Consider the following 23009-nt stretch of genomic DNA (forward strand, 5'->3'; position numbering starts at 1 on the left):
CAGCATGAAAAGATTGATGTTCACGGGCTGCCTGATGGCGGTCATGGCGACCACCGCCTGGTTGGCTGGTTGCGCGTCCAGAAATCAGGAAGCCGCACAATCATCCGGCACCACATCGACGCCCGCCAAGCCGGCGCCTGATCCGGGTGTGGTCACGGGCACCGTCAAGTCGGGCGGTCGTGTCGTGTTGCCGGTGCCCAGCAAATCCCGCAACTGGAAAGAAGTCCGCCTGCAGGCCGCTCGCCGCTTGGTGGCGGCCAATCCTGACATCACCTACATGGGCAAACCCCCCGATCTGCTCCGGGCCATTCCTGTGTTGACCTTTGAGCTCAATGCCGACGGCACCATCCGCCGCGTTGAAGTCATGCGTTACCCCAGCCAAGACCGCGAAACCGTCAACATCGCCATCGAATCCATGCGCCGCGCGGCACCTTTCGGCAATGTGTCGCACCTGCCCAAACCGTGGCGCTTCAACGAGACTTTCCTGTTCAACAACCAGCACAAGTTCAAACCCATGACCTTGGATCAACTTTGATCTCCGTCTTCACGGCACAATCACCTCATGTTTTTAACTTTGCCCACCTTGCTCACTTGGGCGCGGATCGTTGCGATTCCGCTGATCGTGGGATGCTTTTACCTGCCATTGCCCATGACTCAGATCAATCTGCTGTCGTGCGTGCTGTTCATCGTCGTTGCTTTAACGGACTGGGCAGACGGCTGGCTGGCCCGCCGCCTGAACCAAACCTCGGCCTTCGGGGCTTTCCTGGACCCGGTGGCCGACAAGTTCCTGGTGTGTGCCTCATTGCTCATCCTGCTTGAGCTGGGGCGGGTCAATGCCTTGGTGGCCCTCATCATCATTGGCCGCGAGATCGCCATTTCAGCCCTGCGCGAATGGATGGCCCAGATTGGCGCCTCCCGCAGCGTGGCTGTTCACATGCTGGGTAAGTTCAAGACCGCGGCGCAAATGATTGCCATCGTCCTGCTGCTTTTCGATGGTGAAATTTTTGGCGTGCAGCACACCCGCGTGTGGGGCACGTGGCTGATCTACGTCGCCTGCGGGCTTACTATCTGGTCGATGGCGTATTACCTGAAAAAATCCCTGCCGGCCATCCGCGCTAAGGCGGGCTGACAAGCCGAAATCTGGGCTTCATGTCAAGCGTGCATACACGCCCTCCAGGGCGATGGTGTCGGCAAGGATTGGGCATAGAATGATTTCTCTCATTTTATCCGCAGCAGGTATTTCGGTGCTGCACCCATCGCCCCAGCGCTGTTAGTACGTTCGTTTTGTGGAACTCGTTTTGTGACGCCTTCAAGAAGGGATTTTTTGTGAACAAGTCCGAGTTGATTGAACACATCGCCCAGCAAGCTGACATTTCCAAAGCCGCTGCTGGTCGTGCGCTGGAGGCCTTGATCGGCGGTGTGCGAACCACGCTGAAAAAGGGCGGGACGGTCTCACTGGTAGGCTTTGGCACCTTCGCTGTTTCTACCCGTGCGGCACGCACTGGCCGCAATCCGCGCACCGGCGATGCCATCAAGATCAAGAAGGCCAAAGTACCCAAATTCCGCCCGGGCAAGGCCCTCAAAGACGCGGTGAACTAAAATATCGTTTTCTGAATCTATTGGGTGCTTAGCTCAGTTGGCAGAGCGGCGCCTTTACACGGCGTAGGTCGGCGGTTCGACCCCGTCAGCACCCACCATCGATAGCGATGCAAAGGCGGACCACGGTTCGCCTTTGTCTCGTTTGACATCTGGTTTTCCTGAACCCTGTGACCCGGCCTCGGCCGTAGCCCTCTCATGTTTGATTTCGTTCGCAAGCACACCCGTGTCATGCAAGGCCTTCTGGTGTTGCTGATCGTGCCTTCCTTTGTCCTCGTCGGCTTTGAGAGCTATTCAAAGTTCATGGACGAGGATGGCATCGTGGCCAAGGTGGCCGGCAAAGACATCACTCAGACCGAGTGGGATCAAGCCCATCGCCGCATGGTTGAGCGCGTGCGTTCCCAGCAGCCCGATGCCGACCCCAGCGCCTTTGACAAGCCTGAATTCAAGAAGCAGGTTCTCGAATCGCTGGTGCGCGAATATGTGCTCAGCGTGGCCGCCCGTGATCTGCACCTGACCGCCGCTGATGCGCGCCTGGTGCGCATGTTTGCTACCGATCAGCAGTACGCTTTCTTGCGCAACCCCGATGGCTCGCTGAACAAGGATCTGCTTCAAGCCCAAGGCATGACCGCAGCCCAGTTTGCAGAGCGCCTGCGTCTGGACATGTCGGTGAACCAGGTCCTGGGGGGCGTGGCAGGCACAGGCCTGACCTCAACAGTGTCCAACCGCGAGGCGGTTGAAGCCTTGTTCCAGGTCCGCGAAGTGCAATGGTTGAAGTTCGAACCCAAGAGTTACGCGGCCCAACTCAATCCCACGGCCGACCAGCTCAAGGCGTTTTACAACAGCCCGGCCAACACCAAGGACTTCATGGTTCCTGAAAAAGCCGACGTGCAGTATGTGGTGTTGGACTTGGACACGCTCAAGAAGGGCGTCTCGGTGCCCGAAGAAGAGCTGCGCCGCTCCTATCAGGAAAACATCACCCGCTTCACTCAGCCTGAAGAGCGCCGGGCCAGCCACATCCTGATCAAGGCCGAAAAGAGCGCACCGGCAGCGCAAAAGCAGGCCGCTCAAGCCAAGGCTGAGCAACTGTTGGCTCAGCTCAAGAAAGACCCGGCACAGTTTGCCGAACTGGCCAAGAAAAACTCCGACGACCCCGGCTCCGCCGTCAACGGTGGCGACCTGGATTTCTTTGGCCGTGGCGCCATGGCCAAGCCCTTTGAAGACGCGGCTTTCAGCCTCAAGCAAGGTGAGATCAGCAGCGTGGTTGAGACCGACTACGGCTATCACATCGTCACCGTGACGGGCCTGCGCGGCGGTCAACCGCTGCCTTTCGAGGCCGTTCGCGCCCAAATCGAAGACGATGCGCGCAAGCAATTGGCACAGCGTCAGTACGCCGAGGCCGCCGAGAGCTTCACCAACAAGGTCTACGAGCAACCCGACAGCCTGAAACCCGTGGCCGACGACCTGAAGTTGATCGTGCAAACGGCCGTGGACGTTTTGCGCATCCCTGGCACCAAAGACCAGGGCCTGCTGAGCAACCCACGTTTGCTGGAAGCCGTGTTTGACTCGACCAACCGGGCAAAAAGCCGCAACACCGAAGCCATTGAAGTCGGCCCCAACAAGTTGGTCTCAGCCCGCATCGTGAAGTACACACCTGCCAGCAAGCCTGCCTTCGAGTCGGTGCAAGCCCAGGTTCGTGAGCGCTGGATCGCCGCGGAGTCCTTCAAGGCGGCGCGTCAAGACGCCGACCAAAAGCTCGCCTTGTGGAAGCAGTCGCCTGACAAGGCCCAGCTGCCTGCGCCGGTGCAGATGTCTCGTCGTTTGGTGTTCTCTCAACCGCCCGCTGTGCTGGATGCCGCATTGCGCGTCCCCGACAAGCAATTGCCGGCCTGGGTGGTGGTGGACATCGGCAACGAGGGTTCTGCTTTGTTGAAGATCAACAAAGTGTTGCCATTGCAGATCACGCCCCAGGAATTGCAAGAAACTGAGGGTCAGTTCGCCGGGTACTGGGGCAAGGCCGAGGCTGACGCCTATTTCAACTCTCTCAAGCAGAAGTACAAGGTCGAGTACCTGAATGGCGGCAAGAAGTTGATGGAAGAGGGCGCCAAAGCGGGCGATGCGCAAAAAACCGCATCGGCCTCCTGATTTGTTCTTTTTGACGCTATAATCTCGTTCTTTCCAGTGGTGGCTGTAGCTCAGTTGGTAGAGTCCAGGATTGTGATTCCTGTTGTCGTGGGTTCGAGCCCCATCAGCCACCCCATTGAAACAATTCATACCGGCCCACAAACGCCAAAAACCCCTAAGTAAATCAATGACTTAGGGGTTTTTTTATGCCTTGACGGCTCATGCCGTGTCATTGCATCCCGCTAAAAAGAGGGGAACATATCGGGGAACAACCGGTGGTGTCCCGGCAATGTGGAGCTTTGTTCCCCTATGTTGCTCGACAACCTCAAAGAGGGCATGCTCAAGCCCGACCTGTACGAGCCCCAGCTCAACCGGTGTATGCGGCCATGCTGCGCCTTGTTGGTGCCATCGCCATTCAAGCAACGCATGGGCGCCTTGCTACCAGAGGCCGCGACGTGGGCAATGTTCAACAAAGCGCAAGAGGGCCGCGAGCAATACCTCAAGGCCGGAGACGTGGTGGAAGCCCGGATTCAAAGTCCGGACGGTGCCATTGACCTGGGCCTGCAGCGAAATAAGGGTAAGCGTCCAGCAAACACATGTTGACGGGATGTCAACATGTGTTTGCTGGACGCTTACGGTACAACAGCACCTGGATGCACTGGACGCTGGCCTATGTCAGCCCGATGCAGTTCGAGTAAAACTGGCTTGCCGCTCAATCCAAGCAAGCCAACTCATGCTCTCGGTTATGGGATACGGAATTCAGGGGCAAGGTCAAGGACGCCTCAAGGGGCAGGACTTGCGGCAGAACTCAAAGGGCACTCCATCTGGTTTTCGTGGACACCCTTTGATTCTTGAATCAGAACCCGTACTGAGCGCCAATCGACAGCAAACCTACCGTTGACTTGTCACCTTGGATATCACTGGTGGTGACGTCCAGAGCGGCCACAGCCCTTAGCTTGGTTGCCAAGGCGTATTCCAGACCGAAGCCCGCATAGGGTGCAATCTTCGTGTCAGAAGCCGAAGCGTAGGCTCCTGGTACGTTTGCACTTGCAGACACCTTGGAATCGACGCTGGCAAGGCCCACACGCACGACACCACTGAACTTGGGTGTCATGTCGAAGCGCCAAGCGCCATTCAATACCAAGGCGTTTGACTCTTGAGCGCCCTTAAATGGGATGCCGCTAACGGTACCCTTGATTGTGGCGCTGCCAAACCCGATGTATCCAAGCTCTACAGCGATATCGGACGTGATGTTGAACCCGCTATAGACCTTGAAGCCGGTGTCGTTGGGCTCGCAAGTGTATGAATCCGCGCCGATGACGACGCAGTTGGTCGCCAGGTGGGAGGCTCCGAAGGTAGCCCCGCCATACAGTTGAAAGCCTTGTTCGCCCCGGTGTGTTATTTCGGGTGAATTCGTTGGGAATGCCCCATAAATGTCAACGGCAAAGGCGCTGGTATTGGCCAGCACCAGCAGTGCAGCAGAAATGATTGTCTTCAAAGCGGTCCCTGAATGTTGATATCGGAAATCGACCGCTGGGATTTTATTAGGGGAATTTTGGATGCGCCATCCCGTGGTCAGAGGGATGTCTTATCAGCACTCCGTGGGGGGCTCTTCGTGCGCTTCTTGCACTTTAACTCCCCGTTGATGTTCTCGATTTTTAGGAATGAGTTGACATTGGGCAACGTGCTCCTATGAATCGCCCCGGGTTTTGAGGAGGCTCCAACCTTTGAGAAGATGGAGCCATGAAGAAGTCAAACAAGTTCTCACCCGAAGTCCATGAGCGAGCAGTGCGCATGGTGCAGGAGATCGCGGCGAGTACCCCTCGTTGTGGGCCGCAGTCGAGTCGATTGCACCGAAGATCGGCTGCGTTCCACAGACCCTGCTTGGCTGGGTTCAGCAGCACGAGATCAACAACGGCTCCCGCGATGGGGTGACCACGGCCGAGGCGCAACGCGTGAATGAGCTGGAGCGCGAGGTCAAGGAGCTGCGCCGGGCCAACGAGATCCTCAAGCTGGCCAGCGCTTTTTTCGCCCAGGCGAAGCTCGACCGCCGACTCAAGTCTTGAAGGATTTCATTGACCAACATCGCGCCACCCACGGGGTCGAGCCGATCTGCAAGGTATTGCAGATGGCCCCTTCGGGATACCGCCGCTATGCGGCCCAACAACGCGATCCAAGCAAGCGCTGTGACAGAGCCAAAAGCGATGACACCCGAGACACCAGCTCCTTCGAGGCCTCAGGTGCGGCTGTCTTCAACCCATGGCATGCGTGATAGGCGGATGGAGCCGTGACCGTTTCGCCTTAAGGGTTCGGGATGAACTCTGTTGGGATTGGGGTCCCTGAGTGCACGAATGTGCACTCAACAAACACGGTATTTCGGTCGATATTGCAATGGCATCCAGGGATAGCCTGAGCACGCGCTGCATTGATGCGTTGCAAGCCACTCAATAACAACGATCTACCGAAAGTACTGAATGATCAAAAAAGCACTGACGATCCGCGGTCGGTTTGCGTTGCTGCTCACGATCTGCGCGCTGGCGATATCCATTCCTGCCGGGTTGTTGAGTTGGCGGTACATCAATGAGGTACGCATCGCCCAGCGCGAGGTCACCGGGATGGCTCCAGCGCTTGCTCTGCTGGAAGTGATTCGTGTCGTGCAGCAGCACCGTGGTTTGTCGGCAGTCTTGTTGGGCGGGGATGAGGGTGCTGCGCCCAAACGCGTTGCCAAACAGGCCGAGATTGAGAAGGCCATGGCTGCATTTGCTGCGCATGTGACAGCCGATGAAGCTCAGGCATCGCGATTGGGCGCCGCCTGGAAGCTCGACATGAAGAAGTGGCAAGAAGTCAGCCAGGCGGTGGCCGACAAGCGCATCACCGGCCCCGAGTCTTCCGCGCGCCACACCGCAATGCTGGCCAGCATGCTGAGAACGCTGGGTGAGGTCGGAGACCATTGGGGGCTGTCCTTGAGCGCAGAACCATCGGTCTATTTCTTGACACTTGGCACCCTGTCAAACGCCCCAGGCATGATTGAAATGATGGGCCAGACGAGAGCGCGCGGCGCCAACTTGCTGTCCACCAAGCAGGCACTTGATCCTGCCGACAAGGCGCGCTTTGAGGCCTTGCAGATTCGCATGCGCAGCGCCTATGAAGACATGCTGTTGACCTTTGAGAAAGGCGCGACGGCGCATGCGCAGTCGCGTGGTCGCATTGATGAGGTGGCGAAGAGGCTCAACGAGCTGGCTCAAACGGGCATTGGCCTGGCGCAGACGCACGTCTTGCAACCTGCGGTGCCCAGCTATCCAAGCGCGGCGTATTTTGCCGAGACCACCAAGGTCATTGACGCCATGTACGAGACGCTGTGGCAAGCCATGGCCTTGCTGAAAGAATCATCCGAGCAGAATGCTGCCGATGCACGCAACAGCGCCATGGTGGCCATGTTGCCGGTGGTGCTGTTGTTCATGGTGGCCGCCGCTTTTGCTTTGCGGACTGGACATTCCATCAGGCGTGAGCTTGGTGCCGAACCCTTCGAGTTGCGGGCGGTCGCGCGCAATGTGTCGAAAGGCGATCTGTCGTCCCCGATTGAACTGGCCCAAGGCGACGATCACAGTGTCATGGCGGCTATACGCCAAATGCAGATATCGCTGACCCAGGTGGTGAGCACTGTCCGTGGCAATGCAGAAAGCGTGGCAACCGCCAGCGCGCAGATCGCCCAGGGCAACCAGGATCTGAGCCAACGCACCGAGCAGCAGGCGAGCGCGCTGCAGCAGACTGCCGCGACCATGGATGAGCTGGGTAGCACCGTGAAGAACAATGCCGACAATGCAGCGCAAGCCAATCAGCTGGCACAGGATGCCTCCACGGTGGCAGCCAAAGGCGGGGACGTGGTGCGCGAGGTGGTTCAGACCATGAGGGGCATCAACACGAGCTCGCGCCAGATTGCCGACATCACTGCCGTCATTGACGGCATTGCCTTCCAGACCAACATCCTGGCGCTGAATGCCGCGGTTGAAGCGGCGCGGGCAGGAGAGCAAGGCCGGGGATTTGCCGTGGTCGCTAGCGAAGTGCGCACATTGGCCCAGCGCTCGGCCACAGCCGCCAAGGAGATCGGCGCGTTGATCGCCGAGAGTGTGGCGCGCACTGATCAAGGTGCTGCACAGGCGGATCAGGCCGGGCGCACCATGCAGGAAATCGTGACATCCATTCGCCGGGTCACCGACATTGTGGCCGACATCAGTTTGGCCAATGCAGAACAAAGTAGCGGTGTGGGGCAGGTGGGGCAGGCAGTCTCACAAATGGACCAAGCCACTCAGCAAAACGCAGCGTTGGTGGAGGAGTCGGCCGCAGCTGCCGAGAGCCTGCGCCAACAAGCGCAGCAGCTGGTCCAGGCCGTCGCGGTATTCCAACTGGTCAGATGATCGTGGCTGCTTGAAGAGGTCACGCTGAATCGTCTTCAAGCCCACCCAAACGCTCTGCCTCATCCAGGGCCGCCATCAGGCATTCCTGACTGGCCTGGGCACCTTCCAGGTGGTCATCGGATTCGGCCCTCGCCACGATGGCCGCATCGACTGCCGCCAGCAGCGTTTCAAGCACCGGTCTGAGCGCTTGGGGGTAGGGGTGGGAAATGATGATGGACTCAATGGCTGCGTGGTACATCCGCTGGTGGCCCCCCAGGTTTTGCAGCAGCGCAACCAGCTCGCCGTTCTGGACGGTCAGCTGTGCAATGTCCTCTTCTAACTTATCGATGCGTTCTTCTGTGGTCATGGCCGAGGTTTCCAGATGGGTGAGCCATGGTAGTGGCAAGTCACCCTCAACTTGAGCAGGGTTGTGCCTCAATCCCCACATGGCTTTCATGAATGCTGTATAAAATTACAGTATGAAAACGCTGTTGGAACAGGATTGGGTTGATTGGGGTGTGGACCTCGCATTGACAATGGCCATGCTCGGAACCCTGGTGTATCCATGGTAGGCCTGATGCTGTCTTCCCTGTGTCACATGACGAGGCCACCCTTGGGTCCCTTGGATGTGCCTAACCACTGCCAGAAAGGACGTGTCAGCATGAAGCGCACCCCCTCTAAGCCCTTCTTTCTGCGTCTGTTGGACGACTGGGTGGTCGACATCAGCGCTGCATTGGCCCTGGCCGGGACTTTGTTGGTGATGTGGGTCAGATAACCTAATCCGGTGTGATGGCATAAAATACTGTATAAAATAACAGTATGGAAGCGCACCTTAAAGACACCTGGATTCAGCGTTGCGCGCAGCGCATTGCCGAGTTGCGCCCCCAGTTGCGACCCCGCCTGGCCACCTTGGTGGCGGCTGAGCTGTGGCAGGACATGCGAGGACACATTCCGCCCGAAGAGTGGGCTGAGATCGAGGTTGATACTTGGGGCAAACAAGGGGCCCCCAACAGGTGAGGCAGCACCATCAGGATGGCTGCGGCGACGGGATGACTTCCATTTTTTGGGTGCTTTGCTTCAGGGGTAGGGTGACGCGGAAAGTGGTGCCCTCGCCTTCCACGCTGTGCACGCTCATCTGCCCCGCGTGTTTCTGAACAATCCCATACGACAACGACAGGCCCAGCCCCGTGCCTTTGCCCACAGGTTTGGTGGTGAAGAAGGGGTCAAAAATCTTGACCAGGTTATCGGGCGAGATGCCGCAACCGGTGTCTTCCACTTCGATTGACACCGAGTCGTCCCCCGAGCTTGTACGCACGGTGATCTTGCCCCTTGTTTCTCCGATGGCATGTGCCGCGTTGACGACCAGATTCATCACCACCTGGTTGATCTCTGACGGCAGGCATTCCACCAGGGGGATGTCGCCATACTCTTTGATGATTTCAGCTTTGTACTTGACCTCGCTGTTCACCATGTTCAGGGTCGAATTGATCCCGTCGTGCAGGTTGGCCATCTGCCATTCCTGGGAGTTGTCGACGTGTGAGAAGTCTTTGAGGTCTTGCACGATCTTGCGAACACGTTCAATGCCATCTTTGGTTTCGCGCATCAAGAGCGGGATGTCGTCCTTGATGTAGTCAAACTCAAGCTGATCCTTCAAGTCGAGGATCCGTGTTCGCAAGGCCAGGTCAGCCAGTTGGCTCTCGGTTTCCTGATAGGTGTCCAGCATCTGCAGCAGGCTGTTGAAGTACCCGTCCAGCGCGCCAATGTTGGACAACACGAAGCCGATGGGGTTGTTGATTTCGTGGGCGACACCGGCGGCCAGCAGCCCGATGGATGCGAGTTTTTCCGATTGCACCAGCTGTTGATGGGTTTCCGTGAGCTTGTGGTTCAGCGCAGTCAGCTCGTTGTTGCGGCGCACCAGCTCGGCTTCAATGCGTTTGCGTTCGCTGATGTCTCGGACGATGGCCACCACACCGCTGCCAGCGCGTACCACCTGGGCATGCAGCCATTGGGCTCGGATGGAGGGTTCATGGTTCTCCCATTCCTGGTCATGTGCGATGCCAGTGTTGACGACCTGGCACAGCACCTTGAATGCACTGGTGTCACGGATGTCTGGCAGCAAGGCTCCGATGGGCTTTCCCAACATGGCCGATTTGTTCAGATTCAGCAGGGCCACGCCACGACTGTTGGTGTCGGTCAGCGCGAAGTCACTGATCGCGCCTTCTGAATCGCACAGGCTGTGCAGGACAAACGTGGCGTCTCTGCTCGCTTCCGAGGCTGCCAGATAGGTTTCCTGTGCCTTGAGCACCCGAGACCTGCTTCGGGCCAGTTGCCGCAACAGCATGCCCAGCGCGATCACCAGCGCGCTGACGAGCGTGGCTTGCCATCGGTAGGCCTGCTCGCGAGGTAGGAACGAGGCGAGTTGTTCTTCCTCGGAGAGCCCGACCACGGTTGTGATGCCAAACATGCTCAAACTTTCTGAGACGGTGTAGCGCTTGATGCCATCCCAGGGGCTGAGCAGGAGCTTGGCGGCGCCTTCGTCTTCGGGAGTGGCGGGAATCAAATGCTTCAAGGGCCCGGTGCCATTGCCTTCGATGATCTTGTCGCCGCTGCGCGCCACGATCAGGTCACCGCGGGCTCCCAGGACCCCCAAGGTGCCTTTCAACCCCATGCGCGAAGGCTCATAGTCGCTGGTGAAGTACTCGGGGTTGATGGACACACTCACCACACCCGCGAAGGCGTTGTTGGCATCGGTGAGCCGACGTGCAAATGTCATTCGGCTCTTGCCGGTTCTTGGGTCTCGCACTGCAGGGCCCACGTAGAGCGTGTCCCCCAGTCGTGTGTGCTCGCTGAAGAACCGAAAGTGCGGTTGATCGACCGCGCGCGATACTTCGCCACGGTTGTCGTTGTTGGTGGCCACAATGTCGCCGTGGTGATCGGCCACATCGATGACGAACAGCAGCGCCGTGGGGATCAGCAATTCGCTTTCAAGGTTGGCCAAGGCCCGGGTCAGGCCTTTTTGCTCGCTGACGTACCGGACGACGTTGATGGTGAGGTCGATCTCGCGCAATGCGCGCAGCATCTGCACTCGATAGACGCCTGACAGGTTCTGAGCGGCGATTTGAGCTTTGCGCTCGGCAGAGGCGCGTTCGCGTGCGGTCCAGTTGAATGTGGCGACCCAAATCGCGATCAGGACAAGCCCGGTCAATGATGGGATCAGGCTGGACGCATCACCGCGGAAGATGCTGCGCATGCGCCAACGCGACAGGGTGGGCCCGTTCAATTGAATCATTTGGACATGAGCCGTTGGTCGGACGCGTTGCCCGAGACTGGGTGGCCAAATGCATGTTAGTCCGAAGGACCCAAACTTGTCCCGAGAAAATGAGCCTTCGTCAGTGGCTTGTATTTTGGGCCGTGCCGTGAATCACGCAGTGAATGAAGTGCAGCTTGGTGACCACCTCGCGCGACAGCACGAATGGGTAAAAATCAGGCTGACCCATGCTGCGTGACATCTCGTTCATCACGGCCGTCAGGCCCACCCAGTCATTGAGCAGGGCTAAAAACGGCGGCCCTTCTTCGCCCATGTCCTGCTTCCAAAGTACGTCAACGCCAAAGGGTTCTGTCTCCAGGCCGATCTGTGTGAGGTCGATGCCAAAGCTGGCGGCCGTGTCGGCGGTGTCGACCATATGCAGGTAGTGGGCCCAGGTTTCGGCCCAGTCTTCCCAGGGGTGGGTGGACGCGTAAGCGCTGACGAAATGAACGCCCCAGCCCAAGGCGGCGCCGTTCTGGTAATGGGCTTTCACGGCTTCGTCGTAGTCCTGGCGCTCGTCGCCAAAAAGGGCCCGGTAGGGCTCCAGCCAGTTGGTGTGGTCCACCAGGCGATCCCAGTAATAGTGACCGACCTCGTGGCGAAAGTGACCGAGCAGTGTGCGGTAGGGCTCGCCCATGCTTTTGCGCGTTCGCTCGCGTGTGGGGTCGTCGGCTTCTTCCAGGTTGATGGTGATCAGGCCGCAGTCGTGGCCGGTCAGCACCCGGGGTTCGGTGGGGTTTGAGCGCAGGAAGTCGTAGGCCAAGCCACGTTCTGGGTCCTCACCCACCTTGGTGGCCACCGGCAGCTTCAAAGCGATCAGCTGAGACACCAACCGCCTCTTCGCGGTTTCGATGCGACGCCACAATTCCTGGTTCTCGGGATTGGACAGGTCGGGGATGGTGCGGTTAAGGCGGCAGGCCTGGCACAGTGTGACGCCATTGGCCGCTTGAGATTGCGGGATCAGCCAGTTGCACTCGGCCGCGCTGGCGAAATTGGCGCAGCGCACGTACTGTTCGGCTTGACCTGCGGGTGCGTTGGCAGGCACGAAGACATTGGTTTCCTGGCCCGGGTCCAGCGGAATGACACGCGCCTGAGTGGGTTCATAGCCCAAGGGCGTATTACAGGCCAGGCACACCGAGTTTCGGAAAAATACAGGGCGCCCGCAACGGCAGCGGTAAGCCCTGGAAGACACAGGCTCATAGGCCGTGGCAGTGCGCTGAGTGGGGTTGGATGGCAGGGTATCGTTCACGTTGTGTTTCCAAGGGCGCTACATTGTTTCGCGGGGCAAATGGCGTGCCCGTGTTTTGGGGTGTTGAATGGGCGAGGTCAGTGATACTGGGTGGCATGAACTGGTCATTGAGCCCATGGGCGCGCGCCTGCGTGTACCGGCTGAACAGCCTTTACTGGTCAGCGCACTCGCCGCCGGCATTGAGCTGACCCGTTCCTGCCGCAATGGCACCTGCCGGACCTGCCTGTGCCGCCTGATCAGCGGACGGGTGACTTACCGCATGGAATGGCCTGGCTTGAGCTTTGAGGAAAAGCGCGATGGCTTCATTCTGCCGTGCGTGGCCTATCCTGTGTGTGACTTGGTGGTGGAGGCGCCTGGGGCCAAACGCCTGAACGCTTCAGAGCCTTGATCTGGAGGCCGAGCGCCACTTCTGGACTTGCGCGGCCATCCAGGGGCCGTCATCCAGGGGCAGGTCGTGGCCCGCAGTGGGGTGTTCCGCAAAATCGGTTTGCCAACTGGCGGCCAGTTGCCTTGAGCACCGGGGATCGACCAAGCCATCTTGGACACTGGTCAAAATCAAGGTGCGGGTTGATGGGCCTTCCATCGGCGCGGTGTAGCGCGTGGCGGCCAGCAGTTGGCGCAAAGCGTTGTCGCGCGAGACGGGGCACTCATCGCGGTAGGCGATCCAGTCCCGCACTTGCTGTTCAGGCTGAGGCGGGTGTCGGGTGGTGATTTTGAGGATGGCTTCTTCCCACTGCCTGGAGGTGCCACCGAGCAAGGCCAGTTTGAGAATCAAAGGGTAGTTGCGTGGCCGCAGGCGTCTGTAAAACGGGCTGAAAGGGCGCATGCTGGTGTTGATCAGCACGCATCCATCGATCTCATTCGGATGGTTGAGCGCCCAGGCGGTGGTCACCATGGCGCCCAGCGACATGGCTAGCACGTGGTAGGGCGGCTTGATGCCCTGGCGAGAGAGTTCGGCTCGGCATTGCTCGGCCATCTCGGGCACGGTGGCTGGGCTGGTTTGGGCGCACAGGCGGCCGTTGCCAGGCAAGTCCATGGCCACGATGCGGGCGCCTGGCATGTGGTCGGCCAGCAGCTTGGGGAAGCCGCCCCAGTGCCTTTGTTCACGCGTGAGCCCACGCAGCAAGACCCAGGTGTCTGGCGTGTTGTGGGTGGGGCCAGTCATCCGTACCAGCGGTCGTGGGCGGCTTGGCGATGCGCATCACGCGCCGGGCCCTGGGGCACCCAACTGGTGTGGCTGCTGGCGGCGTGGGTGATGAAGTCCAGCCAGGCCATGTGTCGCCGCAGCACGCGTTGCTGCCGGTGCTCGGCCAGGGGGTTGAAGATGCCTTGCCGGGAGAATATCTGGCGTGGGTTTTTCTTGATCCAAAGCCAGGAGCCCATCTCCAAGGTCAGGGGCAACAGGGTACGGTCCTCCTGGGCGCAGGCGCGCAGGTACAGGTGGTCCCACAGGTCGCCATGGGTCAGGTACTGTCGGCTTTGCGGCTCGATGACATAGCGGTGGTGGGGGTAAGCCTGGTCGAAAATCTGGTTGAGCGCCAGCATCTCTGGCAGGTGCTTGATGGGCTTGGTGGTGTGGGCATGCGGGAACCAGATGCGGTCAGCCATGCCAAAGCCGGAATGACAATCGATGGCGATGCTGAATCGGCGGCTGAGGAGCTCTTGATCGACAACTTGGCACAGGGCTTGGCTTTCAGCTTCCATGGCGGCATCGGCCGCGCCTCGGTACCAGGGCAGGGCAGGGCTGAGGCGCTGTCCGCCCAGCATGAAAGGCACGGGCTCGCTGGCGTTCACCGGGGCGTTGCGCATGAGGTCCACGCCACGGGGATTGGCGCGCGTGCCAGCCCACAAGCCGCCGGGGTTGACGATGGGCATGAACACCAGGCGGATGGATTCCAGCTGGCGGTGCAGTTGGCTGTCCCATTTCAAGCGCATGACCAAGCTGCGCAGATAGGCCATGACCACGCGCGAGCCGATGCGTTCCAGGCCATGCACGCCGCCAAAGAAGCCCACGGCCGGAACGTCCTTGCTGGGGTTGCCCAAGGTGATGGCCTGCACCGGGAAATGGTGCGGGCCTGCTTGCACTTCGCAGACTTGGCTGACCTCGACCTGCGGACCAGCCTCGTCGAGGATGCGCTGAAGATCGGCCAGCTCGATGAGAGGCTCAGGCGCGGCGTCCCCTGTCAAACGAAGGGGCGTTTGGGAGGGGACGAAGCTGCGGCGGTCAAGGCGAAAGAGCTTGGCCATGGTCTTACTTGACTCGGCTCAGGAATGAGCCAAACGGCTCATTCGCCTTTCCTGGGGCGGCCCGCTTTCAGCGGGACCAAGCCTTCCAGCACCAATTTCAGTTTGGCGTCAGGCAGGGTGGACAGGGCATGGAGCCCGGCACGCAACAACTCGCTTTTCTTGGTGGGCCGGCGAAAGGTCAAGGCGCGTTCCTTGAGCGAGTGGATCAGGCTGAAATCGGCACGAGGCATGGTGAAGCTGTCGCGCACCAGCTTTTGCTTGACCTTAGCGGGGCTGCTGATCTTGGTGGGGGTGGCAGCCACCACGGTGGGCTTGGCGGCGGCGGTACGCGGCACGGCCTTCTTACTGATGGGGGCCGGGGCTGCAGCCTTGGGTGTTTTTTTGGCGGCAACTTTTTTGGCAGGGGCAGCTGCGGGCTTGGCGGCCTTGTTGATGGTCTTGGCTTCAGGCTTGGTTTTGACGTTCTCGGTTTCGGTATTGCTCATGATGACTGCTTGATGAATTGATATAAACGATTTATACAATAAATTAAGGCCGTGTCAACCGTGAATTTGACGCCGAAATGATCAAGGCCTGTCACAGGGTTGTCGGGCAGCCACGTCAAGAATACGCAGGCATCAAAAACCATCCAATCAGGGCCAGCTCACATGAACGCCATGCTCCACCGTTTGATCTGCTCAACGATTCTGACCGCTTCGGTTTTGGTCGGCAGCGCTGCCTGGGCAGGGGGGCGGTCTGACGATGACAGGCCGCATCGCCATGGCGAAAAAATCAATGTGCAGGTGGGCGTTCGGCCTTTCTACCTGGTGGATGGCCTGGACGAAGGCAAGCTCAAGAGCCGATTGCAGCAATGCGAGGCCGGGCCGTTTTACCGCAGCCAGTTTTCGATCAGCCACCGGGGGGCGCCGCTGGAATTTCCAGAGCATTCGCGCGAGTCTTACGAGGCCGCGAACCGGATGGGCGCGGGCATCATCGAGTGCGATGTGAGCTTCACCAAGGATGGCGAGCTGGTGTGCCGCCATTCGGAGTGCGATCTGCACACCACCACCAACATCGTGAACACGCCCTTGAACGCCGCGTGCACGGTGCCTTGGGCACCCGGAGGGCAGGCACCCAAGTGCTGCACCAGCGACATCAGCTTGAGTGAATTCAAGTCCTTGAAGGCCAAGATGGATGCCAGCAATCCGGCTGCCACCACGGCCGCTGGCTACCTGGGCGGCACCGCCAATTGGCGCACTGATCTGTACACCGGCCGCCCCGCTGGCAATGTGGTGACTTTGAAAGAGCACATCGCCTTGATCAAGCAATGGGGCGTGTCGCAAACGCCCGAGCTGAAGGACGGCGATGCCGCTCGCATCCAGTCCATCTTTGGCGGCCAGGCGCAGTACGCGCAAAAGTTGATCGACACCTACAAGGATGCGGGCGTTGATCCACGCAAGGTGTATGCGCAGTCCTTCAACATCAACGATGTGCTGTACTGGATCAAGCAGGAGCCTGCGTTTGGCAAGCAAGCGGTTTACCTGGACCCGATTGAGCCCTCGCTCAAGATCGAGCGCATGAGCCACGAGCGTTTGCGCGAGCTGAAAAAAGCGGGCGTCCAGATCATCGCGCCACCGATGTGGGCCCTGCTGACCGTGAACGATGTCAACGAGCTTGTACCGTCCAGTTATGCGCTGGACATCAAGGCTGCCGGTTTCCGGATCCTCACCTGGTCGTTTGAACGCGTGAACCTGACCAAGGGTGCGGCCGGGCAGGGTAGTTACTACCAGTTTGACCCTGAAGGCAAGGCCATTAAGAAAGACAGCGACATGCTCAAGGCTCTGGATGTGCTGGCCCGCAAAGTGGGTGTCGAGGGGGTGTTTTCCGACTGGCCGGGCACGGTCACTTATTACGCCAACTGCATGGGTTTTTGAAAGGCCCTTCTCGCGTCGAAATTGATTTGCAAGTGGCTTCGAACGGATGAACAATCGCCTTCCGCGAAGCGCCAGCACCAAGCACATGGAGTATTGATTCTGCGCCACGCCATGCGAGTGAAAGGGGTTCACACCATGAGACGTCAATCAAAGAAGTCTGTCTTCGATCGCCTGCTGGGAGACTGGTGGGTGGATGTCGGTGTCGCTGTGTTCGTGATTGTCATGTTGGCGATCACGAACTTGAAATGACCGTCACTGCACCAGGGGGAAGTCGTGCTTGGAGATGACTACCGGCTCTGGACTGGCTTTGGCCACCTTGGCGCGCACCACGGCGTCGATCACCTCCGCGTGAGACTGGTAGGCATATACCCAGTCTTGGGGCGCGGGGCCTGCGGCAAAGCGCTCCTCCAGGGCTTCTCTGGAGACCAGCACACGCACGCCACGGCCGCCCACGGGCACTCGCACGATCACGGCGTCGCGTCCTGCATAAGCCTGCATCATTTGTTCCATGTCAACCTCCATTAAGCAAGGTGGCGACCTTAACTTTGCTTGAACCCAAGCTGTAAGTCGATGCGTCGAACCCACGGCGCCGCGAGGGCAATTGCGCCAGCACGCTCACACCTGTTGCTTAAAGATACGCAGGCACCGGCCTTCGGCTAAAGTGCATTCATGACCTCGTTTACAACCGAATGCCCCCTGTGCGGAGGCCTCAACGCCTGCGCGATGGCTGCAGGCAGGGACGTGGAGGCCCCTTGCTGGTGTCGCGCGGCCGTGTTGAGCGCCGAACTGTTGGCGCAGGTGCCAGAAGGCCAGCGGGGGAAGGTGTGCATCTGCGCGCGATGTGCCTCATTTGCGGGCACCCCCAGCGCGGCATTGGGGGAATCCCCTGATGCTCAGTGCTTCCCCACAGGGTTGTCCACACCTTCGGTGGATAACTAGCGCGTCACAGGGTGGCGATGGACACCTCGGTCGACTTGACCAGGGCGATCACGTCGGAGCCTTCGACCAAGCCCAGTTGTTTGACCGAACGGGTGGTGATGACGGAAGAAACGATCAGGCCCGAAGGGGTTTCGACTTCGATTTCGGAGACCACGGGGCCGTCGATGATGGCTCGCACTTTGCCGCGAAATTGATTGCGGACGTTGATGGCGGAGATGGTCATGGGATGTCTTCGTTGTGGCTGTGAGAAGCGTTGAGGGTATCTACTCTGGCCGGTTGATCACAACGAAGCGATTGGCATATGCATGCTTGAGAAGCGTGCATAGGTGCGGGGCCCGTGACGCGCCCCGCACCTCAGGTCAATCAAGCCTTCTTGGCTTTCTTGGCGGGAGCGGCCTTCTTGGCAGGGGCCTTTTTGGCAGCGGCCTTGGGGGCGGGTGCCTTGGCGGCCTTGCGCGCAGCGGCCTTGGGATCCACGGCAGCCTTGAAAGTGGCGCCAGGCGTGAACTTGGGCAGCTTGGCGGCGGCGATCTTGATCTTGGCGCCGGTGCTGGGGTTGACGCCGCTGCGTGCAGCGCGGGCGTGTTGCTTGAAGGAGCCGAATCCAGGAATCGTCAAGGAGTCGCCTTTCTTGACGGTGGCGACGATCACGTCCAGCAAGGTTTCCAGGACGCGGCCAGCATCGGCCTTGGTCAGCTCATGTTTGGTGGCCAAATGCTGAATCAGTTCGGTTTTGTTCATGTGACGCTTCTATCCGTTGCACCCGAAAGCGGGCAGCGTGATTGTGCCAAAGCTCTAGCTCATTTCCACGTATATCTGATGAAGAGCACAATGCCATCGTGCCCGGCTTTGCCACGCCCGAGCAGTACACCAAGGAGATCACGGTCGCCAACGACGGCATCGTGAACCAGTCGGCCGTGTACGCCTATGCCAAACACAGTTTCACCACCATCGAGCAGCTGGACCAGTGGGGCGTGAAGTTCGAGAAGGATGCGACTGGCGACTACGCCATGAAGAAGGTGCACCACATGGACACCTATGTGCTGCCCATGCCCGAAGGGCACGATGTCAAGAAGGTGCTCTACCGCCAGCTCAAGCGGGCACGTGTGGAGATCACCAACCGAATTGTCGCCACACGGCTGCTCACGGCCGACGATGATCGAAATGCACATCTCGGAGATTGGCTTTTGCAGTGGCCACAGCGCCTCGGGCGTGTACGTGAACGAGCGTGCCGAGACCACGGTGAAAGGCCTGTATGCCGCGGGTGACATGGCCGCCGTGCCCCACAACTACATGCTGGGCGCCTTCACCTATGGCTGGTTCGCAGGGCACAACGCGGCCGACTACATCGCTGAAAACGATTTCAAGGCACTCGACGCTGGCCAGATCGAGCGAGAGCGGGAACGCATTTACGCACCCCTGAAGCGAGACAGCGGCCTGCCGCCCTTGCAGGTGGAATACAAGCTGCGCCGCATGGTCAACGACTATCTGCAGCCGCCCAAGGTGACACGCAAGATGGAGATCGGCCTGCAGCGCTTCGACGAAATCAAGGAAGACCTGTCGAGCCTTCATGCACGCGATGCGCACGAGCTGATGCGCGCTGCCGAGGTCTCGGTGATCCGAGATGGCGCCGAGATGGCGGCTCGCGCCTCGCTGTTCCTCACCGAAAGCCGCTGGGGCCTGTACCACATGCGGGTTGACTACCCTCAGCGCAACGATGCCGACTGGTTCTGCCACGCTCACTTGATGAAGGGCGCCAATGGCGAGATGAGCAGCGCCAAGCGGGCCATTGAGCCCTACATCCTGCCGCTGGACGACGAGGAAAAAACAGCTTACGAAAAGCTGCGAATCACGCAGCCCCTGGCGGCTTGAGTTTTCGCACAACCGCGCATTGAAAAGGACAAAGAACATGGCGTTCACCCCAAGACAAATCGCCGAGATGAGCGATGCCGCCGTGACCGTCGATGAGGAGCTGTGCATTGCCCACAAAGGCTGCACCGTGTGCGTTGACGTTTGCCCGATGGACATCCTGGCCATCGACCCGGCGACCCACAAGGCCTACATGAAGCACGACGAGTGCTGGTACTGCATGCCTTGCGAAAAAGACTGCCCCACCGGCGCCATCAAGGTCGCCATCCCTTATCTGTTGCGTTGAACTTGTTTTTTCAGAGGATTTTGACGTCATGACTTTCTTTCGCAAACCCCTGTTGGCCTTGATCGCCCTGGCCGCTGCAGCCTGGGCACGGGGCCCTGGCGCTTGTTCACGCAAGTGATCCTGCCCTCGGCCGCGCCCAACATCGTCACGGGCCTGTCCATCGGCATGGGCACCTGCTGGTTCTGCCTGGTCACGGCCGAGATGATCTCCGGGCAGTACGGCATCGGCTACTACACCTGGGAGTCCTACACCGTGCAGAACTACGCCAACATCATCGTGGGCATGCTGTTGATCGGCGTGCTGGGCATGGGCAGCAGCGCGCTGATCCGCCGCACTGGCGCCTGGCTGATGCCCTGGTACCGGCCTGAAGGAGGCAAGTCATGAGCCCATTGGACATCGACCACGTCTCGCTGTACCTGGGGCAGGGCAGTCAGCGCTTTCTGGCTTTGCAGGATATTTCGCTGTCGGTGGCGGCCGGTGAGTTCGTGTGCCTGCTGGGCCCGTCGGGCTGTGGCAAGTCCACCCTGCTGGGCGCTTTGGCCGGGCATCTGGAGGCCACCCAGGGTGCCTTGCGCCTGGCCGGACAAGCCATCCATGGCCCGAGCCCGGAGCGCGGCCTGGTCTTTCAGCACCACACCTTGTTTCCTTGGTTAAGCGTGCTGGACAACGTGGCCTACGGTCTGAAAATGCGGGGCATCGCCAAGGCAGAGCGGCATCAGCAAACCCATGACTTGCTGGAACAGGTCGGACTGGCGGGCTTTGAAGGGAAGCCTTGTTCCTGGCCGACCGCATCCTGGTCATGAGTCCACGCCCTGGCCGCATCATTGAAGAGTTGAACCTGAGCGAACACCGCCCTCGCCAGCACGAGGTACTGACCACTCCGGCGTTTTCGCGGCTCAAGCGACATTGCCTGGATTTGCTGCGCCACCCCGACACGACCTTGCCCCTGGACCGACTCAGTCCCTTGGGCATGGCCCCTGAACTTTCCGCCGAGCGACTCCGTTTCGCTGTCTGATGCCATGAACCTGCCGTTGCGGAATTTTTCAAACGCCGATCTGCAGGTCCGCCTGACCAGCGACGACGCCACCATCCGCCGTCTGGCCTTGATTGAGGTGGCCGAACTGGAGGATGAAAACCTGGTGCCCTGGCTATTGCAGTCTCTGAAGGACCCGGACGCTGAGGTGCGCGCCGAGGCCGCCGAACGCCTGGCCTATTGGGAGCAGGAAGCGACGGTGCACGCCTTGGTGCAAACCTTGGAAGACCCGGTGCAGGACGTGCGCGAGGCCGCCGCCCACAGCCTGAGCGAGCTGAAGCTGGTGAGCGCTGGCGCCTGCTTGTTGCCTGCGGTGAAGCACACCGATGCGTTTGTGCGCGCCAGTGCCTTGCGGGCCCTGCGCGAACTGCGTGCGCCCGAGAGCTACGCCCCAGCCCTGCAGAGCCTGGAGGGAAGCGGCCTTGAACGGCCTGGCCTGGATCGCCCAGCATGATGCGCAGGCCGAAGTGCGCCACGCTGCGGTGGGTGCCCTGGGCTACTCGCCAGACGACCGTGTTTTGCCCGCCTTGCTGGCCGCGCTGGCCGACGCCGCCTGGCAGGTTCGTGAAGAAGCCGCGACCACCTTGGGCAAGCTGACGCTGGCTGGCGCGGTGGACGCGTTGATCGGGGCCTTGGACGATGCCTACTGGCAGGTGCGCCAGCGTGCGGTTCGCGCGCTGGGCCAATTTCGCGTGGCCCAGGCCGTGCCTGCCGTGGCGGCTTTGCTGTCGCACAGCATCGTCAACCTGCGCAAGGAGTCGGTCATTGCCTTGGGCTAGATCCGCGATTGCTCGGCCTTGCCTGCGCTAGAGGGCGCCTTGACCGACCCCGACCCGGAGGTGCGCAAGGTGGCCAGATTGGCGGTGTCTCAGATCGAGGCGGCCAAGCCTTAAGACCCTACCAACCTCCGCCAATTCATCTCCACCCTGGAGCGCCTGATCCCGCGCTGGAGCTATCGACCGACTCAGGCCTGAGCCCTCGATCAAGGCGCAGGGTTGGGGTAGCGATCGTGGATGGCATTGATGCCGTCAAGCACCGAGGCCGACAAATCAAGCGCAACGCTGGCAATGTTGCTGCGCAGTTGTTCCAGGGTGGTCGCGCCGATGATGTTGCTGGTGACAAAGTCGCGGCTGTTCACGAAGGCGAGGGCGCCTTGGGCGGGGTCGATCCCATGCTGCTTGAACAGGTCCACATAGGCTTGTGTGGCCAGGCCTGTGTTCTCACTTTGATAACGCGTGAAGCGGTCAAACAAGGTCAGGCGAGCACCGGCTGGACGCTGCCCATTCAGGTACTTACCGCTGAGCACGCCAAACGCCAATGGTGAATAAGCCAGCAGGCCCACGTCTTCGCGCAATGACATCTCCGACAGGCCGGTCTCGAAGCTGCGGTTGACCAAGCTGTAGGCGTTCTGGATGCTGACGGCGCGGGGCAGGTCGCGCGTCTCAGCATGGTGCACGAACTTGCCCAGGCCCCAGGGCGATTCATTGGACACGCCAAAGTGGCGGATCTTGCCGGCCTTGACCAGGTCCTGCAGCGCCTCAAGCGATTCCAGGATCGGCACGGTCACCGCGTCCTTGATGTGCTGATAGTTGCGCTGGCCAAAGATGTTGGTGGGACGATCTGGCCAATGCAATTGGTACAGGTCGATGTGGTCGGTCTGCAAGCGCTTCAAGCTGTCGTTCACCGCTTCGAACAGGTTCTCGCGGTTGAAGTTGAGCCGGCCGCCACGGATGTGAGAAGGCCGCGCGGCCTGGTGCGATGGGCCGGCGGCTTTGGTGGCCAGCACGATGTCCGCTCGGCGGCCGGTCCTCTTCAGCCAAGTGCCGATGTACTGCTCAGTCAGGCCTTGGGTTTGAGGCTTGGGGGGCACCGGGTACATCTCGGCGGTGTCGATCAGGTTGATGCCTGAATCCAGCGCCACATCCAACTGCTCGTGGGCTTGGGCCTCGGTGTTTTGCTCGCCCCAGGTCATGGTGCCCAAGGCGATGAGGCTGACTTTCAAGCCGGTGCGGCCGAGTTCACGGTATTTCATGGCTTCTCCAAGCTGACCCA

General features: G+C 60.0%; 24 protein-coding genes, 2 tRNA genes, 5 pseudogenes and 1 other annotated feature. Of the genes and pseudogenes, 19 read left to right on the plus strand and 12 right to left on the minus strand.

The window, feature by feature from the left end; all coding sequences use genetic code 11:
- Positions 1–4: 4 nt before the first annotated feature.
- The 7 genes and pseudogenes from PSV38_RS06080 to PSV38_RS06110 form a co-directional block, all read left to right on the plus strand.
- Positions 5–535 (plus strand): hypothetical protein, encoded by a 531-nt coding sequence (locus PSV38_RS06080; RefSeq protein WP_300545938.1) that lies wholly within the window; start codon positions 5–7, stop codon positions 533–535.
- Positions 536–562: 27 nt separating this feature from the next.
- Positions 563–1129, plus strand: a complete 567-nt coding sequence (pgsA, locus tag PSV38_RS06085; RefSeq protein WP_300545940.1) for a CDP-diacylglycerol--glycerol-3-phosphate 3-phosphatidyltransferase — start codon at positions 563–565, stop codon at positions 1127–1129.
- Positions 1130–1326: 197 nt separating this feature from the next.
- Positions 1327–1599 (plus strand): HU family DNA-binding protein, encoded by a 273-nt coding sequence (locus PSV38_RS06090; RefSeq protein WP_290661428.1) that lies wholly within the window; start codon positions 1327–1329, stop codon positions 1597–1599.
- Positions 1600–1621: 22 nt separating this feature from the next.
- A tRNA-Val gene (locus PSV38_RS06095) sits at positions 1622–1697 on the plus strand.
- 97 nt (positions 1698–1794) lie between these two features.
- The gene (locus tag PSV38_RS06100) at positions 1795–3741 is read left to right on the plus strand and encodes a SurA N-terminal domain-containing protein (protein WP_300545941.1); all 1947 of its coding nucleotides are present in this window, start codon (positions 1795–1797) and stop codon (positions 3739–3741) included.
- Positions 3742–3780: 39 nt separating this feature from the next.
- Positions 3781–3856 (plus strand) — tRNA-His (locus tag PSV38_RS06105).
- 254 nt (positions 3857–4110) lie between these two features.
- Positions 4111–4323 (plus strand): annotated as a pseudogene (locus PSV38_RS06110) (hypothetical protein); the annotation flags it as partial.
- A gap of 253 nt (positions 4324–4576) precedes the next feature.
- Here PSV38_RS06110 and PSV38_RS06115 read toward each other — a convergent pair.
- A complete protein-coding gene (locus tag PSV38_RS06115) occupies positions 4577–5218 on the minus strand; it encodes an outer membrane beta-barrel protein (RefSeq protein WP_300545942.1) in 642 nt (213 codons plus the stop codon).
- A gap of 245 nt (positions 5219–5463) precedes the next feature.
- On the opposite strand from PSV38_RS06115, the pseudogene PSV38_RS06120 reads away from it, so the two are divergent.
- Positions 5464–5926, plus strand: a pseudogene (locus tag PSV38_RS06120) (transposase); the annotation flags it as partial.
- Positions 5741–5857 (plus strand) — a sequence feature (AL1L pseudoknot). It overlaps the preceding pseudogene by 117 nt.
- A 238-nt stretch (positions 5927–6164) precedes the next feature.
- Here the strand turns inward: PSV38_RS06120 and PSV38_RS06125 are convergent.
- Entirely contained in the window at positions 6165–6491 is a 327-nt protein-coding gene (locus PSV38_RS06125; RefSeq protein ID WP_300545944.1) for a hypothetical protein, read from the minus strand.
- Between PSV38_RS06125 and PSV38_RS06130 the strand changes: the two genes are divergently transcribed.
- Positions 6471–8135, plus strand: coding sequence for a methyl-accepting chemotaxis protein (locus PSV38_RS06130; protein WP_300545945.1), 1665 nt, complete (start codon positions 6471–6473; stop codon positions 8133–8135). The two genes, PSV38_RS06125 and PSV38_RS06130, sit on opposite strands and share 21 nt — an antisense overlap.
- Before the next feature lie 19 nt (positions 8136–8154).
- Here the strand turns inward: PSV38_RS06130 and PSV38_RS06135 are convergent, their stop codons facing one another.
- Positions 8155–8481, minus strand: coding sequence for a hypothetical protein (locus PSV38_RS06135; protein WP_300545946.1), 327 nt, complete (start codon positions 8479–8481; stop codon positions 8155–8157).
- Between the two features lie 452 nt (positions 8482–8933).
- Here PSV38_RS06135 and PSV38_RS06140 point away from each other — a divergent pair, with 452 nt between their 5' ends.
- Positions 8934–9131 (plus strand): hypothetical protein, encoded by a 198-nt coding sequence (locus tag PSV38_RS06140; RefSeq protein ID WP_300545947.1) that lies wholly within the window; start codon positions 8934–8936, stop codon positions 9129–9131.
- Positions 9132–9141: 10 nt separating this feature from the next.
- On the opposite strand, the gene PSV38_RS06145 is transcribed toward PSV38_RS06140, so the two are convergent.
- Together PSV38_RS06145 and PSV38_RS06150 are read right to left on the minus strand one after the other, a co-directional pair.
- The gene (locus PSV38_RS06145) at positions 9142–11403 is read right to left on the minus strand and encodes an ATP-binding protein (RefSeq protein ID WP_300545948.1); all 2262 of its coding nucleotides are present in this window, start codon (positions 11401–11403) and stop codon (positions 9142–9144) included.
- Positions 11404–11503: 100 nt separating this feature from the next.
- Positions 11504–12670: a putative zinc-binding metallopeptidase gene (locus tag PSV38_RS06150; RefSeq protein ID WP_300545949.1), complete on the minus strand. Its 1167-nt coding sequence runs from the start codon at positions 12668–12670 to the stop codon at positions 11504–11506.
- Between the two features lie 67 nt (positions 12671–12737).
- On the opposite strand from PSV38_RS06150, the gene PSV38_RS06155 reads away from it, so the two are divergent.
- The gene (locus PSV38_RS06155; protein ID WP_300545950.1) at positions 12738–13058 is read left to right on the plus strand and encodes a 2Fe-2S iron-sulfur cluster-binding protein; all 321 of its coding nucleotides are present in this window, start codon (positions 12738–12740) and stop codon (positions 13056–13058) included.
- Here PSV38_RS06155 and PSV38_RS06160 read toward each other — a convergent pair.
- The 3 genes from PSV38_RS06160 to PSV38_RS06170 are packed head-to-tail and all read right to left on the minus strand — an operon-like array spanning position 13047 to position 15402.
- Positions 13047–13835, minus strand: a complete 789-nt coding sequence (locus PSV38_RS06160; RefSeq protein ID WP_300545951.1) for an alpha/beta hydrolase — start codon at positions 13833–13835, stop codon at positions 13047–13049. The genes PSV38_RS06155 and PSV38_RS06160 overlap by 12 nt on opposite strands.
- Entirely contained in the window at positions 13832–14917 is a 1086-nt protein-coding gene (locus PSV38_RS06165; protein ID WP_300545952.1) for a M14 family zinc carboxypeptidase, read from the minus strand. The genes PSV38_RS06160 and PSV38_RS06165 overlap by 4 nt, the downstream gene beginning before the upstream one ends.
- A gap of 38 nt (positions 14918–14955) precedes the next feature.
- Positions 14956–15402, minus strand: a complete 447-nt coding sequence (locus PSV38_RS06170; RefSeq protein ID WP_300545953.1) for a hypothetical protein — start codon at positions 15400–15402, stop codon at positions 14956–14958.
- Positions 15403–15564: 162 nt separating this feature from the next.
- Between PSV38_RS06170 and PSV38_RS06175 the strand changes: the two genes are divergently transcribed.
- Positions 15565–16830, plus strand: a complete 1266-nt coding sequence (locus tag PSV38_RS06175; RefSeq protein WP_300545955.1) for a glycerophosphodiester phosphodiesterase family protein — start codon at positions 15565–15567, stop codon at positions 16828–16830.
- A 252-nt stretch (positions 16831–17082) separates the two neighbouring features.
- On the opposite strand, the gene PSV38_RS06180 is transcribed toward PSV38_RS06175, so the two are convergent.
- Positions 17083–17340 carry a DUF1488 family protein gene (locus tag PSV38_RS06180; protein ID WP_230181177.1) on the minus strand — a complete coding sequence of 86 codons (258 nt, stop codon included), beginning with the start codon at positions 17338–17340 and terminating at the stop codon, positions 17083–17085.
- A gap of 159 nt (positions 17341–17499) precedes the next feature.
- On the opposite strand from PSV38_RS06180, the gene PSV38_RS06185 reads away from it, so the two are divergent.
- Positions 17500–17769 (plus strand): cysteine-rich CWC family protein, encoded by a 270-nt coding sequence (locus PSV38_RS06185; protein WP_300545956.1) that lies wholly within the window; start codon positions 17500–17502, stop codon positions 17767–17769.
- Positions 17770–17773: 4 nt separating this feature from the next.
- Here the strand turns inward: PSV38_RS06185 and PSV38_RS06190 are convergent, their stop codons facing one another.
- Together PSV38_RS06190 and PSV38_RS06195 are read right to left on the minus strand one after the other, a co-directional pair.
- Positions 17774–17992 carry a TOBE domain-containing protein gene (locus PSV38_RS06190; RefSeq protein ID WP_300545957.1) on the minus strand — a complete coding sequence of 73 codons (219 nt, stop codon included), beginning with the start codon at positions 17990–17992 and terminating at the stop codon, positions 17774–17776.
- 140 nt (positions 17993–18132) lie between these two features.
- The gene (locus tag PSV38_RS06195; RefSeq protein WP_300545959.1) at positions 18133–18510 is read right to left on the minus strand and encodes an HU family DNA-binding protein; all 378 of its coding nucleotides are present in this window, start codon (positions 18508–18510) and stop codon (positions 18133–18135) included.
- An 86-nt stretch (positions 18511–18596) separates the two neighbouring features.
- Here PSV38_RS06195 and PSV38_RS06200 point away from each other — a divergent pair.
- The 6 genes and pseudogenes from PSV38_RS06200 to PSV38_RS06220 form a co-directional block, all read left to right on the plus strand.
- A pseudogene (locus tag PSV38_RS06200) lies at positions 18597–19641 on the plus strand (hypothetical protein); the annotation flags it as partial.
- A 37-nt stretch (positions 19642–19678) separates the two neighbouring features.
- On the plus strand, positions 19679–19924 hold the full coding sequence (locus tag PSV38_RS06205; RefSeq protein WP_300545960.1) for a ferredoxin family protein: 246 nt from the start codon (positions 19679–19681) through the stop codon (positions 19922–19924).
- A gap of 78 nt (positions 19925–20002) precedes the next feature.
- A pseudogene (locus tag PSV38_RS06210) lies at positions 20003–20308 on the plus strand (ABC transporter permease subunit); the annotation flags it as partial.
- Positions 20305–20727 (plus strand): ATP-binding cassette domain-containing protein, encoded by a 423-nt coding sequence (locus PSV38_RS06215; protein WP_366526643.1) that lies wholly within the window; start codon positions 20305–20307, stop codon positions 20725–20727. The pseudogene PSV38_RS06210 and the gene PSV38_RS06215, both read left to right, overlap by 4 nt.
- Positions 20724–20939, plus strand: coding sequence for a hypothetical protein (locus PSV38_RS20420; protein ID WP_366526644.1), 216 nt, complete (start codon positions 20724–20726; stop codon positions 20937–20939). The genes PSV38_RS06215 and PSV38_RS20420 overlap by 4 nt, the downstream gene beginning before the upstream one ends.
- A 4-nt stretch (positions 20940–20943) precedes the next feature.
- Positions 20944–21850: pseudogene (locus PSV38_RS06220) on the plus strand (HEAT repeat domain-containing protein).
- Positions 21851–21939: 89 nt separating this feature from the next.
- Here the strand turns inward: PSV38_RS06220 and PSV38_RS06225 are convergent.
- A complete protein-coding gene (locus PSV38_RS06225; RefSeq protein ID WP_300545962.1) occupies positions 21940–22989 on the minus strand; it encodes an NADP(H)-dependent aldo-keto reductase in 1050 nt (349 codons plus the stop codon).
- Positions 22990–23009 lie beyond the last annotated feature (20 nt).

It is taken from the genome of Aquabacterium sp. (assembly GCF_029946005.1).
GTDB lineage: Bacteria > Pseudomonadota > Gammaproteobacteria > Burkholderiales > Burkholderiaceae_C > Aquabacterium.

Excerpts from the sequence above, each read along its gene's own strand:
- PSV38_RS06080 (WP_300545938.1), top strand. The coding sequence starts at position 5 with ATGAAAAGATTGATGTTCACGGGCTGCCTGATGGCGGTCATGGCGACC.
- pgsA (WP_300545940.1), top strand. The coding sequence starts at position 563 with ATGTTTTTAACTTTGCCCACCTTGCTCACTTGGGCGCGGATCGTTGCG.
- PSV38_RS06100 (WP_300545941.1), top strand. The coding sequence starts at position 1,795 with ATGTTTGATTTCGTTCGCAAGCACACCCGTGTCATGCAAGGCCTTCTG.
- PSV38_RS06130 (WP_300545945.1), top strand. The coding sequence starts at position 6,471 with ATGGCTGCATTTGCTGCGCATGTGACAGCCGATGAAGCTCAGGCATCG.
- PSV38_RS06125 (WP_300545944.1), bottom strand. The coding sequence starts at position 6,491 with ATGCGCAGCAAATGCAGCCATGGCCTTCTCAATCTCGGCCTGTTTGGC.
- PSV38_RS06135 (WP_300545946.1), bottom strand. The coding sequence starts at position 8,481 with ATGACCACAGAAGAACGCATCGATAAGTTAGAAGAGGACATTGCACAG.
- PSV38_RS06140 (WP_300545947.1), top strand. The coding sequence starts at position 8,934 with ATGGAAGCGCACCTTAAAGACACCTGGATTCAGCGTTGCGCGCAGCGC.
- PSV38_RS06145 (WP_300545948.1), bottom strand. The coding sequence starts at position 11,403 with ATGATTCAATTGAACGGGCCCACCCTGTCGCGTTGGCGCATGCGCAGC.
- PSV38_RS06155 (WP_300545950.1), top strand. The coding sequence starts at position 12,738 with ATGGGCGAGGTCAGTGATACTGGGTGGCATGAACTGGTCATTGAGCCC.
- PSV38_RS06160 (WP_300545951.1), bottom strand. The coding sequence starts at position 13,835 with ATGACTGGCCCCACCCACAACACGCCAGACACCTGGGTCTTGCTGCGT.
- PSV38_RS06165 (WP_300545952.1), bottom strand. The coding sequence starts at position 14,917 with ATGGCCAAGCTCTTTCGCCTTGACCGCCGCAGCTTCGTCCCCTCCCAA.
- PSV38_RS06170 (WP_300545953.1), bottom strand. The coding sequence starts at position 15,402 with ATGAGCAATACCGAAACCGAGAACGTCAAAACCAAGCCTGAAGCCAAG.
- PSV38_RS06175 (WP_300545955.1), top strand. The coding sequence starts at position 15,565 with ATGAACGCCATGCTCCACCGTTTGATCTGCTCAACGATTCTGACCGCT.
- PSV38_RS06180 (WP_230181177.1), bottom strand. The coding sequence starts at position 17,340 with ATGGAACAAATGATGCAGGCTTATGCAGGACGCGACGCCGTGATCGTG.
- PSV38_RS06185 (WP_300545956.1), top strand. The coding sequence starts at position 17,500 with ATGACCTCGTTTACAACCGAATGCCCCCTGTGCGGAGGCCTCAACGCC.
- PSV38_RS06190 (WP_300545957.1), bottom strand. The coding sequence starts at position 17,992 with ATGACCATCTCCGCCATCAACGTCCGCAATCAATTTCGCGGCAAAGTG.
- PSV38_RS06195 (WP_300545959.1), bottom strand. The coding sequence starts at position 18,510 with ATGAACAAAACCGAACTGATTCAGCATTTGGCCACCAAACATGAGCTG.
- PSV38_RS06205 (WP_300545960.1), top strand. The coding sequence starts at position 19,679 with ATGGCGTTCACCCCAAGACAAATCGCCGAGATGAGCGATGCCGCCGTG.
- PSV38_RS06215 (WP_366526643.1), top strand. The coding sequence starts at position 20,305 with ATGAGCCCATTGGACATCGACCACGTCTCGCTGTACCTGGGGCAGGGC.
- PSV38_RS20420 (WP_366526644.1), top strand. The coding sequence starts at position 20,724 with ATGAGTCCACGCCCTGGCCGCATCATTGAAGAGTTGAACCTGAGCGAA.
- PSV38_RS06225 (WP_300545962.1), bottom strand. The coding sequence starts at position 22,989 with ATGAAATACCGTGAACTCGGCCGCACCGGCTTGAAAGTCAGCCTCATC.